Origin of the sequence: Paenibacillus sp. FSL R7-0189 (genome assembly GCF_037969925.1) — a bacterium.
GTDB classification, from domain to species: Bacteria; Bacillota; Bacilli; order Paenibacillales; family Paenibacillaceae; genus Paenibacillus_AQ; species Paenibacillus_AQ odorifer.
Genome location: NZ_CP150223.1, coordinates 3,186,963 through 3,201,531 on the forward strand (window position 1 = coordinate 3,186,963; position 14,569 = coordinate 3,201,531).

General features: G+C 43.7%; 10 protein-coding genes. 9 read left to right on the forward strand and 1 reads right to left on the reverse strand.

From position 1 onward, the window contains the following. Positions 1 to 29: 29 nt before the first annotated feature. The 5 genes from MKY63_RS13895 to MKY63_RS13915 all read left to right on the forward strand — a co-directional run bounded on the left by MKY63_RS13895 (position 30) and on the right by MKY63_RS13915 (position 10,157). Positions 30 to 6,848 (forward strand): S-layer homology domain-containing protein, encoded by a 6,819-nt coding sequence (locus MKY63_RS13895; protein ID WP_339813238.1) that lies wholly within the window; start codon positions 30 to 32, stop codon positions 6,846 to 6,848. A 230-nt stretch (positions 6,849 to 7,078) separates the two neighbouring features. Then, positions 7,079 to 8,110: a cation diffusion facilitator family transporter gene (locus MKY63_RS13900; RefSeq protein ID WP_256717067.1), complete on the forward strand. Its 1,032-nt coding sequence runs from the start codon at positions 7,079 to 7,081 to the stop codon at positions 8,108 to 8,110. Positions 8,111 to 8,184: 74 nt separating this feature from the next. Then, entirely contained in the window at positions 8,185 to 8,505 is a 321-nt protein-coding gene (locus MKY63_RS13905; RefSeq protein WP_036681383.1) for a metal-sensitive transcriptional regulator, read from the forward strand. Positions 8,506 to 8,611: 106 nt separating this feature from the next. Next, complete coding sequence (locus tag MKY63_RS13910; protein ID WP_076142221.1) at positions 8,612 to 8,941, forward strand: four-helix bundle copper-binding protein; 330 nt, start codon at positions 8,612 to 8,614, stop codon at positions 8,939 to 8,941. 175 nt (positions 8,942 to 9,116) lie between these two features. Next, positions 9,117 to 10,157, forward strand: a complete 1,041-nt coding sequence (locus tag MKY63_RS13915) for a globin-coupled sensor protein (protein ID WP_306068392.1) — start codon at positions 9,117 to 9,119, stop codon at positions 10,155 to 10,157. Between the two features lie 85 nt (positions 10,158 to 10,242). Here MKY63_RS13915 and MKY63_RS13920 read toward each other — a convergent pair whose 3' ends face one another. After that, on the reverse strand, positions 10,243 to 10,413 hold the full coding sequence (locus tag MKY63_RS13920; protein ID WP_155288200.1) for a hypothetical protein: 171 nt from the start codon (positions 10,411 to 10,413) through the stop codon (positions 10,243 to 10,245). A 137-nt stretch (positions 10,414 to 10,550) separates the two neighbouring features. On the opposite strand from MKY63_RS13920, the gene MKY63_RS13925 reads away from it, so the two are divergent. From MKY63_RS13925 to MKY63_RS13940, 4 genes are all read left to right on the forward strand, one after another. After that, on the forward strand, positions 10,551 to 10,874 hold the full coding sequence (locus MKY63_RS13925; protein WP_036681391.1) for a PadR family transcriptional regulator: 324 nt from the start codon (positions 10,551 to 10,553) through the stop codon (positions 10,872 to 10,874). 16 nt (positions 10,875 to 10,890) lie between these two features. After that, positions 10,891 to 11,427 carry a DUF2812 domain-containing protein gene (locus tag MKY63_RS13930; protein ID WP_036681393.1) on the forward strand — a complete coding sequence of 179 codons (537 nt, stop codon included), beginning with the start codon at positions 10,891 to 10,893 and terminating at the stop codon, positions 11,425 to 11,427. A gap of 238 nt (positions 11,428 to 11,665) precedes the next feature. Further along, positions 11,666 to 12,898: a glycosyl hydrolase family 8 gene (locus MKY63_RS13935; RefSeq protein ID WP_339813243.1), complete on the forward strand. Its 1,233-nt coding sequence runs from the start codon at positions 11,666 to 11,668 to the stop codon at positions 12,896 to 12,898. A 770-nt stretch (positions 12,899 to 13,668) separates the two neighbouring features. Further along, positions 13,669 to 14,469: a CPBP family intramembrane glutamic endopeptidase gene (locus MKY63_RS13940; protein ID WP_051491120.1), complete on the forward strand. Its 801-nt coding sequence runs from the start codon at positions 13,669 to 13,671 to the stop codon at positions 14,467 to 14,469. Positions 14,470 to 14,569 lie beyond the last annotated feature (100 nt).

A 14,569-nucleotide genomic window follows, 5' to 3' on the forward strand; every position in this document is an offset into this window, starting at 1 on the left:
TTTTGGTGTAATGCCAAAGGGGGAAAATTGTGATTAAGCGGAGTGGCAATCTTTTATTAGCAATAAGTTTAGTATTCTCTATCGTCAGTTCTCTGTTTATGCCTGCAGTAATTTATGCAGCACCCAGCAATAGCAATATCATAGATCAAAGCTCCACATCAGCTGGGAATTTGAGCAGTGTTGCATTTGGTAACAATGTTTTTGTAGCGGTGGGCCAAGGAGGGATATCTACATCATCAAATGGCGTAGATTGGTCTATCTCAAAAAAGGCGGGGAACCCCAAACTAACTTCTATTGTGTTCGCTAATGGGCTGTTCTTAGCTATTGATGGTAGCGAAAAGGCAGTATACAATTCACTTGATGGTGAAAATTGGACAAAAAAAACGTTAGCTATCACACCGGAAAGGTTGAAAGCGGTCAATGGAAAGTTTTTTGTATGGCAGTCAGTATATAAACCTGGCACCAATCCACCTTCTTATGATGTAACTCTACTACAATCCTCGGATGGCATTAACTGGACAGACACAGGAATCACTTCTACCAATGCAATATTCGGAATGCAAAGCTTAACGGATATTGCTTATGGCAACAACAAATATGTGGTCTCTGCTAACAATGCTGTCTATTATACCTCAACGAATCTGATCAATTGGACAACGGTTACCTTAACCGATCTTGTGATCAACCACTATAATTCTAGTTGGCCTTATGTTACGAATGTAATCTATTTAAATAATCGTTTCTTTAGTTATATCGTGACTCCTTATGCTAAAAAAGTATTCACCTCTACAGACGGTGCTAATTGGACCGTTGATGCCTCATGGGATAACAAGCAATTTTATGGGGGAGGTTCTTTAAATGGGAGCTATTTGTTGTTTGGGCAGGGTGTAATTTATAAATCTTCTGCGGCTCCGCTGGACAGCACCCAGTGGACATCTTCGGATACCCATACAACAATGATGGTGAACAATATGGTTTACGGAAATGGCAAATATGTTGCTTCAGGGGGCAACGGCTTACTGGTTTCTTCTGACCTATCGGCGTGGAGTAATGTCAGCGGTAATCTGAAGAGTATTGCTAAGGATGGTAATGGCAATTATGTTGCCGTCTCATCCGGGGAATATGGCTCTATTTACAAATCTAATAGCTCCGCAGTATGGAACGATGTCACACCCTCCAAGCTGCCGGGAATGAATGCGGTCACTTATGGAGCAGGGAAGTTTATTGCGGTTACAGATAAAGAAAACTACAATCTTAACGCCAAAGTGGTGACCTCGACCAACGGTGACACTTGGACTACGACAGATACCGGAGTGCAGGACAATCTGACAGGTATTGCTTTTGGCACAAATCAGTACGTTGCTGTTTCCGATTATGGCGGAATTTATTCTTCAGTTAACGGAACCTCATGGACAGAGAGATTTAAAAATGGGGATTTTGCATTTAATACAGTAGCTTACTTGAATAATCAATTTGTAGCTCTTGGGATGAAATACAATAGTACTACTTATGAGCAAGAGAGCGTTGTTATCGCAAAATCATCAGATGGAATACAGTGGAATGTGCCCTTAGAGATTGGGTTCCCCAATACTTCTTTAAAGGGAATTGCCTATGATGGTAGAGCTTATATTCTGGTTGGAGAAGATACACTTAGCCAGCAGGCAGTAATTCTAACCACAGAAGATTTGGTAACTTTTACGAAGGTTACAATATCAGCTAGTGCACTAAATAATATCAGCTTTGGTAATGGAAGTTTTCTGGCTGTTGGATTGAAGGGGGAGTTATTCTCTTCGGCAGACGGATCCACGTGGACTCAGGAAACATCAGAGCTTACTTCTAATCTTAATGGCATTATTTACGATGGTACTAATTTTAAGGTCGTGGGGGATTATTTCACTAAAATGACCCTGAACCTAGGACCTACTCTTGCATATAGCATCACCGCCTCAGCGGCGACGTTGACACCTGTCGTAGGTGTAGATAATGGGATTACGCTGACCGTGAAAAATTCGCTAGGCGATACGGATACAACGTTCACCGGATCAAAAGAAGTGACGGTAACGGGTTATGGTGTTGCGCCGGACGGAACGTACGGAAGCTTAGGAAGCACCGCTTTAGCGGCTTCACCGAGCAAGATCAACGTTAATTTCGTTGATGGTGTAGCACAGGTGAACCTGAAGCTGAATAAAGCGGGAGCACAGGCTGTTGTGTTCAGCCAAGCAGGCGTAACCTCGCCAGCGGCAACAGCGCTGAACATTGCACCCGTCGCAGGTAGCACAGCGACAATGAAGCTGACCACGGGCGTAAGTGCCCCGCAGACCAATGGCGGCAGCTTCGCGCAGCAGCCAGTGATAACGCTGCTGGATCAGTTTGGGAATGTGAATATTGGCGACAACAGTACGGTTGTTACTGTGTCGAAGAAGGATGCAGGAAGCTGGACGTTGACGGGAAATCCGACATTGACGGCAGTAGCGGGCGTCATTTCCTTTACGGATCTGGGAGCCACGAATGCAGCTGGAATCACAGGAGCCCAACTGGCATTTGATGCGACAGGTCTTGCAGAGATCACTAGCGCTACCGTGAATCTTCCACAACCACAGGGAGCGCAAAGCATCACCGCCTCAGCGGCGACGTTGACACCTGTCGTAGGTGTCGATAATGGGATTACGCTGACCGTGAAGAATTCGCTGGGCGACACGGACACTCTGTTTACCGGAACAAAAGAAGTGACGGTATCAGGTTATGATGTTGCGCCGGACGGAACGTACGGCAGCTTAGGAAGTACCGCTTTGGCAGCTTCACCGAGCAAGATCAACGTCGATTTCGTTGAGGGCGTAGCTCGGGTGGATCTGAAGCTGAACAAAGCTGGCGCGCAAGCGGTTATGTTCAGCCAAGCAGGCGTAGCCACGCCAGCAGCAACAGCGCTGAACATTGCACCTGTCGCAGGCAGCACAGCGACAATGAAGCTCACTACGGGCGTAAGTGCCCCGCAGACCAACGGCGGCAGCTTCGCGCAGCAGCCAGTAATTACTTTGCTGGATCAGTTTGGGAATGTAAACATTGGCGACAACAGTACGGTTGTTACTGTGTCGAAGAAGGACACAGGAAGCTGGACGTTGACGGGGAATACGACGTTGACGGCAGTAGCGGGCATCATTTCCTTTACGGATCTGGGAGCTACGAATGCAGCTGGAATCACAGGAGCCCAACTGGCATTTGATGCGACAGGTCTTGCAGAGATCACTAGCGCTACCGTGAATCTTCCACAACCACAGGGAGCGCAAAGCATAACTGCCTCAGCGGCGACGTTGACACCTGTCGTAGGTGTCGATAATGGGATTACGCTGACCGTGAAGAATTCGCTGGGCGACACGGACACTCTGTTTACCGGAACAAAAGAAGTGACGGTATCAGGTTATGGTGTTGCGCCGGACGGAACGTACGGAAGCTTAGGAAGCACCGCTTTAGCGGCTTCACCGAGCAAGATCAACGTTGATTTCGTTGATGGTGTAGCACAGGTGAACCTGAAGCTGAACAAAGCTGGCGCGCAAGCGGTTGTGTTCAGCCAAGCAGGCGTAACCTCGCCAGCGGCAACAGCGCTGAACATTACACCTGTCGCAGGTAGCACAGCGACAATGAAGCTGACCACGGGCGTAAGTGCCCCGCAGACCAATGGCGGCAGCTTCGCGCAGCAGCCAGTGATAACGCTGCTGGATCAGTTTGGAAATGTAAACATTGGCGACAGCAGTACGGTTGTTACTGTGTCGAAGAAGGATACAGGAAGCTGGACGTTGACGGGGAATACGACGTTGACGGCAGTAGCAGGTGTCATTTCCTTTACGGATCTGGGAGCTACGAATGCAGCTGGAATCACCGGAGCCCAATTGGCATTTGATGCGACAGGTCTTGCACAAATCACTAGCGCTACCGTGAATCTTCCACAACCACAGGGAGCGCAAAGCATCACCGCCTCAGCGGCGACGTTGACACCTGTCGTAGGTGTAGATAATGGGATTACGCTGACCGTGAAAAATTCGCTGGGTAATACAGATACAACGTTCACCGGAACGAAAGAAGTGACGGTAACGGGTTATGATGTTGCGCCGGACGGAACGTACGGAAGCTTAGGAAGTACCGCTTTGGCAGCTTCACCGAGCAAGATCAACGTTGATTTCGTTGAGGGTGTAGCACAGGTGGATCTGAAGCTGAATAAAGCGGGAGCACAGGCTGTTGTGTTCAGCCAAGCAGGCGTAGCCTCGCCAGCGGCAACAGCGCTGAACATTGCACCTGTCGCAGGCAGCACAGCGACAATGAAGCTGACCACGGGCGTAAGTGCCCCGCAGACCAACGGCGGCAGCTTCGCGCAGCAGCCAGTAATTACTTTGCTGGATCAGTTTGGGAATGTAAACATTGGCGACAACAGTACGGTTGTTACTGTGTCGAAGAAGGACACAGGAAGCTGGACGTTGACGGGGAATACGACGTTGACGGCAGTAGCGGGCGTCATTTCCTTTACGGATCTGGGAGCCACGAATGCAGCTGGAATCACAGGAGCCCAACTGGCATTTGATGCAACAGGTCTTGCACAAATCACTAGCGCAGTTATTGACCTTACCTGGCCTGAACTTGCTGCGCCAAGTATTGAGTCTGTAACAGCAGGAAACGGACATATTCGAATTACTTGGAGTCCCGTATATGGTACCGATAGTTACGCTGTATATCAGTCTACAGCTTCAGGTGTTTATGGAGCTGAGGTAGCTACTATAAGTGACTCTGAGAACAGTTATGATGCTGTAGGATTAATTAATGGAACTGCTTATTATTTTATTGTTAAGGCTGTTAATCCTGATGGTATCAGTGCGGCTTCCAATGAAGTAACTAGAACGCCTCAGGTTCCAGCGCCGGGCGCGCCAATACTTCATTCACCTGTGGCAAGTAATGGCCTCATCGGCTTAACATGGGATCCGGTGAAGGGTGCGATTGGATACACTATATATCAAGGTATCACTTCCGGAATCTATGAGACACAAGTGGCTACAGTAAGCGAATCCGTCTACAACTATGATGTGACAGGGTTAACTAATGGCCAATCTTATTATTTCGTAGTTAAGGCATCTAATCCGGGCGGGGAGAGTGCAGCTTCTAACGAAGTCAGCACGAAACCAAGAACATCACCATCTGCACCTACGGACTTAATAGCAGTAGCGGGAGATGGCGAGGCGACTGTGACATTTGCAGTTCCTGATTCGAACGGGGGAACTCCAATTACGAATTATGAGGTTACTGCTTCTCCGGGTAATATCGTAACAGTTGGGGCAACAAGTCCAATAACGGTAACAGGTCTAGCGAATGGAACCACTTATTCGTTTACAGTTAAAGCGATTAATAGCGCTGGTAGTAGTGTAGCTTCTGAAGTTTCGAACTCCGTGACACCAAAGTCATCAACGGAGGTTGAGGTTACACCTACACCGCCAACACCAACACCAACACCAACAGAATCACCGACATCAACACCGACTGCACCACCTGCAACAACTGCACCAACTGCAACAGCAGGATCCACTGCTACAGCTACAGCTACAGCTACACCATCTAGCAGCATGGTTGAGGTATTGGTGAACGGTAAGGTTGAAAATGCCGGAACAGCAACGATATCTGAGCATAACGGGCAGACGGTTACCACGATTGTTGTAGATCAGGCAAAAATAGAGCAACGCATCGAAAAGGAAGACCAGAATGCAATTATAACTATCCCTGTGACTGCGACTTCAGATGTGATTATTGGCGAGCTTAATGGTCAAATCATCAAAGATATGGAGCAGAAGCAGGCGCTGTTAATCATTCGTACTCCAAAGGGTACTTATACAATATCAGCAGCACAGATTGATATCAGTGCAATTTCAAAACAGTTTGGCACAGACATTGCTCTACAAGATGTGAAGGTGCAAATTTCAATTTCTGTTCCGACTGCGGATGTACTGAAAAGAATAGAAATGCTGGCAGCCAATGAAAAGCTAACGCTGGTAGCTCAGCCATTAGATTTCACAGTGAAAGTTACTTACGCTGGGAAAACTGTTGAACTCACTAAGTTTAATACCTATGTGGAAAGAACTATTCCTCTTGCGGATGGTGTAGACCTTAAGAAGATTACGACTGGGCTAGTGCTTGAAGCAGGGGGGACGATCCGCCATGTACCCACACAGATTGTTGCCATTGATGGCAAAAACTTTGCGAAAATACACAGTTTAACGAACAGTACGTATTTTGTAGTTCAAGATCCACAGAACTTCAAGGATGTCGTCACCCACTGGGCTAAGGACATTGTCAATGAGATGGCTTCCCGTAAGGTTATTAATGGAGTCGGTGACGATTTGTTTAACCCTAGTCAGGAGATTACACGTGCAGAATTTGCGGCGATTATCGTACGTGGATTGGGATTGAAATTGGAGAGCGGAACAACATCCTTTACGGATGTGAAGGTCTCAGATTGGTATAATGATGCGGTGCAGACAGCTTACTCCTATAAGCTAATCAACGGTTTTGAGGATGGAGCGTTCCATCCTACAGACAAGATTACTCGGGAACAGGCGATGAGTATTATTGCTAAAGCTATGGTGATTACCGATTTGAAGACAAAACTTCCTGCCAAAGAAGCAAGCGAGCTGCTGAGCATTTACACGGATGCGAATGAAGCATCAGGCTGGGCGAAGAGTGGCATTGCAGACAGCCTGCAAGCAGGAATCATCACGGGCAGAAGCGGAAATGTACTTGCCCCACAAGCCTTCATTACGAGAGCAGAAGTTGCGGCTATCATCCAAAGATTGCTGCAACAATCAGATTTGATTTAATACACGGTTCTGATTCGAGAGGATCCTCCATGCAGGAAGAGCTGCGGAGGGTCCTCTTTATTTTATTAGGTCAGAGACAATCATTTGTTGCTTTTTTATTGACAAGAAGAAAAATCCAGTTAATAATAACATATGAACACATGCTCATATGTTATTATTAACTGGAGCTTTTGAATGTAACTGCGCAGGGCTACGAATACTATCTAGCTGAAGGTAATAGGAGGTTAAGCATGATGAACAAGAAGAAAAGACACAATCATCAGGTCGAGAATGCACACAGGCAACAGGCCAATCACGATCACAGTAACCACGACCACTCTCATGAAGGACACAGTCACTCTCATGAAGGACACAATCACTCGCATGGCGCTCACGGGCATCATCATTTTGATCCAAGTGGAAATAAAAAAGGGCTTATGATTGCGTTAATCATTACGGTTGGAATTATGTTTTTGGAGTTTTTTGGAGGGTTAATTACCAACAGCTTAGCCCTGTTATCGGACAGTGGGCATATGCTAAACGATGCAAGCTCTCTAGCATTAAGCCTAGTAGCGGTCTGGTTCGCAACCAAACCTGCTTCTCCGAACAAAACGTACGGATTTCATCGATTTGAAATTTTGGCGGCACTTTTAAACGGAGTTACTTTATTTGTAGTTGCTGGATTTATCATTGTAGAAGCTTATGGGCGATTTTTTGATCCGCCGACGGTTGCCAGTGGTTCTATGATGCTGATCGCAAGTATTGGTCTTTTAGCCAATGTAGCTAGTGCATGGTCGCTTATGAGAAAAGGGGATGTGAAAAATAATATTAATCTCCGTAGTGCTTATCTCCATGTGCTTGGTGATGCTTTAGGTTCGGTAGGGGCGATTATTGCCGGTTTAATTATGATGATTTTTGGCTGGTATGTTGCAGATCCTATCATAAGCGTTCTGGTTGCTCTATTGATTCTTAGAGGGGCATGGGGAATTATCAAACATACCGTTCATGTCCTTATGGAAGGCACACCGATTACAATTAATCCAGCTGAAGTAAAGGAAATCCTCGAAAGCATTGAGGGGGTTAGAAATGTTCATGACCTGCATATCTGGACCATAACTTCGGGCTTAGATTCACTCAGCTGTCATATCTTAATTGAAGAGGAAGCAGATGACCAACGCATTTTGCAGCAAGCGATTCGGTTAATTGCCGATCATTTCAAAATTCAACATACAACCATTCAGGTTGAAACTTCCGCTATAGTTCATGAAGAATTGAAAATCTAATCAATGATTTATTTTTTGAATAGAATAGGGGGGCTATAGTATAATAAAAATACGAGGAAAGGGGTGATCGGTGCATGGATAATCTGACTCACGAGCATGAATCATGCAGTACGGATGAGCGGAAAAGTCATCACTCAGATAAAACTAAAAAGAATTTGATTAGCCGGCTCAATAGAATTGAAGGTCAAGTTAGAGGGCTAAAAGGGTTAATTGAAAAAGACACCTATTGTGATGATGTGCTGCATCAAATCTCCTCGGTCCAATCTGCATTGAACGGCGTGGGCAAGCTTTTGCTGGAGCATCATATGAAAAGTTGTGTAGTGGAACGTATCCAGGATGGTGAGAACGAGGTACTGGATGAGCTATTAGTTACCATCAATAAATTAATTAGATAATTGATCAATCGGAAGGATTCCTTGGAATCCTTTTTTATTTGCTCAAATTGGGTATATATAGAGTAGGGGACTATCCTAATTTATGATTTCGAGAGGAGTATGTGTTATGGCACATCAAAACTACAAAGTGTGTATTGAAGAGTGTTTGAAATGTATGGTAGCTTGTAATCACTGTTACTCAGCTTGTTTGGATGAGGATCATGTGGGGATGATGAAGGAGTGCATTCGCCTGGATCGTGAATGTGCAGATATATGCGAGTTCGCAGCTCATGCGATGTCGATGAACAGTAAATATGCAAAAGAAATTTGTCTGGCTTGTGCAGAAGCTTGTGAAGCCTGCGGCAACGAATGCCAAAAGCATGATCATGAACATTGCCAGCAATGTGCAGAAGCTTGTTTTGCTTGTGCAAAAGTTTGCCGTGAAATGGCGGCATAAATTAAAGCTTGAAACTGAAAGGGCTGCCGCGGCAGTCCTTTATTCGTGAATAGGAAGCCAAATCTAAGGACAACTAGTGAGGTTTTGTAAAATTATTAAGCAATATAGGTAAATATAGTGTTAAAATTTATTGAAATAATACCTTTATAATCAAGAGATATAGATGCCATAGGGGATGGCTGAGAAAAAACAGAATGAGGGGGATGTTAACAACGTTATGATCAATCTTAGTCCAGAACGACTCCAGCAAGTTAGCTACATAGGGATTACTGAGGCTGATTTAGAATTATTAAAAAGCAAGGAGAAAGAATTCAACTTAATCGTTAGCTCATTGGTTGAGGAACTGTATAAACAGATGACGATGGAGCCAGAATTGCTCCACATCATTGAGCAGCACAGTACACTGGATCGATTAAAAGAAACACAGCAGTGGTATTTTTTATCCATGGCCTCTGGTGTGATCGATGAAGCATTTATTGAAAGACGTTTGCTTATCGGGAAAATCCATTCTCGTATTGGATTAACAACGAATTGGTATTTGGGGACGTACATATTATATCTGGATCTGGCTACTGCTTATTTTGAACGGATATTACCAAACGAGTGGAAGCCTGTTATTCATGCCTTAACCAAGATGTTTAATCTCGATTCACAGCTCGTTCTTGAAGCCTATGAAGTGGATGAAAAAGCAAAAATTGAAAACTTGCTGGAGAAGCAAAATCACCTGCTTACAGGAGTGAGTTCAGCCGTTCAGGAGCTGGTATCTTTGATGGTTCAATTAAAGGATAGCAGTGAATCGATAGAAAGTTTAGCTAGTAAAAATGCTGATTATCAAGAGAAAACGCATCAAACGGTATTATATTTAGACAAAGAGGTGGAGTCTATTCATCAAGTGGGTACGATGATTAGAGAAGTGGCTGATCATACGCATCTTTTAGGCTTAAATGCGGCTATTGAAGCGGCCAGAGCTGGAGAGTTTGGAAGAGGGTTTGAAGTTGTGGCTAATGAGGTTCGTAAGCTAGCCCGCCGCTCAAAGGATTCATTGGTAACCATTGACCAGAAACTAGACAATATCAATGCCACCCTTTCCAAGGTGAAAAAAGAATCAGAACATAACTCCATGTATTCCAAGGATCAAGTCAAAAGCTCTCAAGAGCTGGCTTCCTTCGTGAACTTAATTGAAAAAGTGACTGCTGAGTTAGAGAGCTTGAAATGAAGCTGCCACGGATTGAAACACTCCTTCAGAAAATTCTGAGGAGTGTTTTTTTGTTTGAAATATAAGAAGTTATTAGCGGTCTAGCTTAGACATCAGTTTTGGAGACACCGTTTAAGCTGGGCACATAATCAGCAGCCTTATCGATGTTCACCATCTGAGCGGCTTCATTGAAATTGTTGTTATTCTCCGCATTGTTTTTCTTACTTGGTTGATGTTTACCTGGAGCTTCTTTGGGATTGGCACTATTTTTGGGCATGACATTCACCTCCATATTCTTCACCTAGTATGAGAAGGTAGTTTGAATTTTATGCCAGCAGTTGACAAGTATATCATTAAAAGATATAGTTCATTTAATGATATATCTTTTAATGATACATATGAGGAGGTGATTAAGTGTCAAGAACGGACTCATTGGAAATGGGAGAGCTCACAGACACTGCATTTTATATTCTCTTATCTTTAGTCGAAGCCAAACACGGATATCTAATTATGAAATCGATCGAAACGATGACGAACAATCAATTTTCAATTGGGCCTGCTTCCATGTATACAACTATTAAGAAGCTGTTAGCGGCTGAATTTATTGAGCTGTATAAAGAAGAAGAGGATGACAAACGAAAAACGTATATTGCAACAGAAAAAGGGATTGGATTGCTAAGAAAAGAAGTAGAGCGCCGAAAAGAAATGATTAGACATGCAGAACAAATTCTCAAATAAAAGGTGGGGAATAGGCATGAAGAATACAAAATATGTGACCAGCGGGGGCTTAGCTTTTACTGAAAAAGGTGATATGCAGAAATTGAGTAAGTATGCCAAAAGGGGCTGGCTCCTGGAAAGCTTTGCACCATTTGGTTATAAGTTAAGAAAGGGAGATCCCCAGACTTTTGAGTACAGTGTAGATTATCACACGAATGTGGATGAGGAGTATTATTTGATTTTTGAAGATGCCGGATGGACCTATGTCTGTTCTGCCGGAAATGGGTTTCATATCTTTCGGGCAGCTGCAGGTACGGCGCCTATCTACTCAGACACTGGGACCCTCATTGACAAATATGAACGTGAAAAGAAAACGATGAGCAAAGCAGCCTTGCCATTGCTTATAGCTTTGATTGTTTTTATCTTCCTAGCGATCTTGGGCGTTAATGGATGGTTACCTGAGATGGTGAGGAATATCAGCCTAGTGTTAGTAGTGGTCACACTTTGTATGTTGGTCTTTCCGGGTCTTCCATACATTGCGTATCGACTTAAATTAAATAAATTACGAGAATAGCGAATGAATTTTTATCTAAAGGATGTATGCACAGCCATGAATGAAGTTGGTTGTGGAACCATCCTTTTTTTAGTTGAGGAGTGAGAACAAATCTAAGTCTCAGATATATAGTACTAATGATCTATTAATGGGATTTATTATATATTAATTCCATATTCTGTATTACAATGATAGCGAATACGAATTAGCTTGCTGTTTTCTTTCAAATTTATTACCACAATTGAAGAGGAGGCAATGAATGATGAAGAAGAATGCAAAGCTTAGGTTGAGTTGGAGAAGCCTTATTGTCGTATGTTTGATAATTAGTATTCTTCCTGCCGGTTCCGCGTTTGCAGCAGTGAACAAACCTTTTCCGCAACACACCACCTACACGAGTGGATCTATCAAGCCGAACAATGTAACCCAGACCAGTATGGATAATTTAGTGAAGACCAAATGGGATGCGTGGAAAACGGCCTATCTCAAACCAGCTGGCACTGGCAAATATTACGTTAAGTATAATTCAGATGGAGAAACGGTATCTGAAGCACATGGTTACGGGATGTTGTTCACAGTTTTGATGGCTGGTTATGACAGTAATGCTCAGACTTATTTTGACGGCTTATATAATTATTACAAGGCTCATCCAAGTACAATTAACCCTTATTTGATGTCCTGGAAGCAAAATAGCAGCTTTCAAAACATTGAAGGAGAGGATTCGGCTACAGATGGAGATATGGATATAGCTTTCTCATTGCTGCTTGCGGACAAGCAGTGGGGAAGTAGTGGTACGATCAATTATTTACAAGCTGCAAAAGATATCATCAATGCGATTATGGACAATGAGATTAACCAGACACAGTGGACGATTCGTCTAGGTGACTGGGCGAATAGTGGCTCGTATAATACAGCAACTAGACCTTCGGATTTCATGCTAAATCATTTAAAAGCATTCCAACAGGCTACAGGAGATACCCGCTGGACGAATGTTATCGATAAAACGTACACGATTATAAATAGCCTTTATACGGGTTATAGCTCTAGCACTGGACTCTTGCCTGATTTCGTAGTTTACTCTGGGGGTGTGTATAAACCTGCTGCGGCGAATTTCCTTGAAGATGCCAATGACGGGAATTACAATTACAATTCTTGTCGTACCCCATGGCGTATTGCAACAGACTATTTGATTACTGGAGACAACAGGGCGCTTACGCAGCTTAATAAGATGAATAGCTGGATTAAGACTAAAGTAAGCAGTACACCTGGTAGTATAAAAGATGGGTACAAGCTAAACGGAACCGTATTTGGAAGTTACAACAGCGGTGCCTTCTATGCTCCATTTGGGGTCAGTGCGATGACCTCATCAACTTACCAAAGCTGGTTGAATTCTCTCTGGAGCCACACAGCAAGCAGTGCTGCAGAAGATTACTATGAAGACAGCATCAAGCTGTTTTCGATGATCGTTATGTCTGGCAACTGGTGGACCTATTAAGAGAATATTTAGGTAGAAAAAGGCTGTCCCCAAAACGTTCATGCCCAAAACCATAAAAGCCAAACAGAACAGCGATTCTCCTAATATTGGAGAATCGCTGTTCTGCATTTTTGGTCAACTGCAGCTTGCTTCAGTAAATTATGGGCAAGTGAAAGCCACCCGATCTCTAACGTCACTTTTTTGTGCCGCAAAGCAGAAATCACTGGAATCCCCGAGATCCCCGCAATCTTCGTTTGTTCTTCGGTTATCCAAATACACTTTGCGGTTTCATCATTCGGCGTACGGCGGAGCATCCTTTATTTGATAACCAATTGAATCAAGGGGCGTACCTAGTGATGCTCCAAATGATGCAATAAGCGAAGCACTTATACAGCAATTAGGGAATTTCTCCCTGAAATTCAGAGATTTCTGTTCATAAGACATATAATTAGGGAAAACTTCCCTAAATTTTGGCCGATTCAGTAACTAATAAAGAAATCTCCCTGATTATTAGGGAGGAATTCCCTGATTTTGTCCTTTTAGAGCGAATATCGGCTATTTTCAGGGAGTATTTCCCTAATTAGTTTACACTTACGCTGCACATCGCACACCATTTCCCTATTTTTGGGACAACCTTTCTGAAGACTTTGCGGCATACAGATAAGCAGTACCGCAAAAGAATTGTGGTTTTAGCGAACGTTGTTTTCGGTGAAACGTCCTGCCAGTTTATATACAATTGGATTAAATAGGAAAATGTAGTTCCTTATATCTAAAAAAGGCAGGTGATAATATTGCTCTCAGACAAGAAACAATCTCTACTATTTATTATTATCGTATGGGCAATGGCGTTAGGGATGTTACTGCTTCCGGAATCGGCACAGGGTCTGTATGGGTTTACTCCTTTTTTCGCAGTATGTATCATGATGTTTCTGATTGTGAGAGATGGATACAGTGCTGAGGGATGGAGAAGGTTGGGCTTCAAATTTAGGGGAGGCAAAGAATACATATTGGCTTTAGTTATTCCCTTAGGTTCACTGGGAGCGGGTTATGCTGTCTATTGGATGGAATGGACTTCAAGCTTAATTCCTCCAGATTCATGGATCGAGATTGTTATATATTTGCTCGTTTACATTGTCCTTGGTTCGTTATCTGCTTTGGGGGAAGAGATCGGTTGGAGGGGCTGGCTGCTCCCGCGTTTTCAATGGATGGGAAGAGTAAGTTCTAGTGTAACAATGGGCTTAATCTGGGCTATATGGCATTATCCGGGGATTCTTGGGCCGCGTGCTTATCATTCCTCTGGAAGCCGCTGGCTCGTGGTGGTGCTCTTTACCTTATCTGTTATGTTTGCGGGCATCATTATAAATGAACTGCGTCTGTCCTCCGGTAGTATTTGGCCGGCAGTGCTTTTACACGGAACTAATAATGCTGTAGATAGTGTTTTGCACAATATTACTGTCAGTTCTTCACCTATGTTGGAGTATGTGGCCGGGGAGAGCGGTTGGGTTCCAATGATTTTATATGGGTGCGCAGCTATATGGATTCTGAATCGAAACCACAGAGTGAAACAGCAAAAAGCCAGAATAGAGCTATAATTCAATGCGGACATTTAGAAGGGAAGGAATATCATGCATAAAAGTATATAATTTCCTGTGTGATTCATATAAAATGGTAGGGGAATACCAACTAAGAATA

What these genes read in the sequence shown, in the direction of transcription:
- MKY63_RS13920 (WP_155288200.1), bottom strand. Translation starts at nt 10,413, where the DNA reads ATGCCCAAAAATAGTGCCAATCCCAAAGAAGCTCCAGGTAAACATCAA.
- MKY63_RS13915 (WP_306068392.1), top strand. Translation starts at nt 9,117, where the DNA reads ATGGCTGAGAAAAAACAGAATGAGGGGGATGTTAACAACGTTATGATC.
- MKY63_RS13935 (WP_339813243.1), top strand. Translation starts at nt 11,666, where the DNA reads ATGATGAAGAAGAATGCAAAGCTTAGGTTGAGTTGGAGAAGCCTTATT.
- MKY63_RS13910 (WP_076142221.1), top strand. Translation starts at nt 8,612, where the DNA reads ATGGCACATCAAAACTACAAAGTGTGTATTGAAGAGTGTTTGAAATGT.
- MKY63_RS13905 (WP_036681383.1), top strand. Translation starts at nt 8,185, where the DNA reads ATGGATAATCTGACTCACGAGCATGAATCATGCAGTACGGATGAGCGG.
- MKY63_RS13930 (WP_036681393.1), top strand. Translation starts at nt 10,891, where the DNA reads ATGAAGAATACAAAATATGTGACCAGCGGGGGCTTAGCTTTTACTGAA.
- MKY63_RS13900 (WP_256717067.1), top strand. Translation starts at nt 7,079, where the DNA reads ATGATGAACAAGAAGAAAAGACACAATCATCAGGTCGAGAATGCACAC.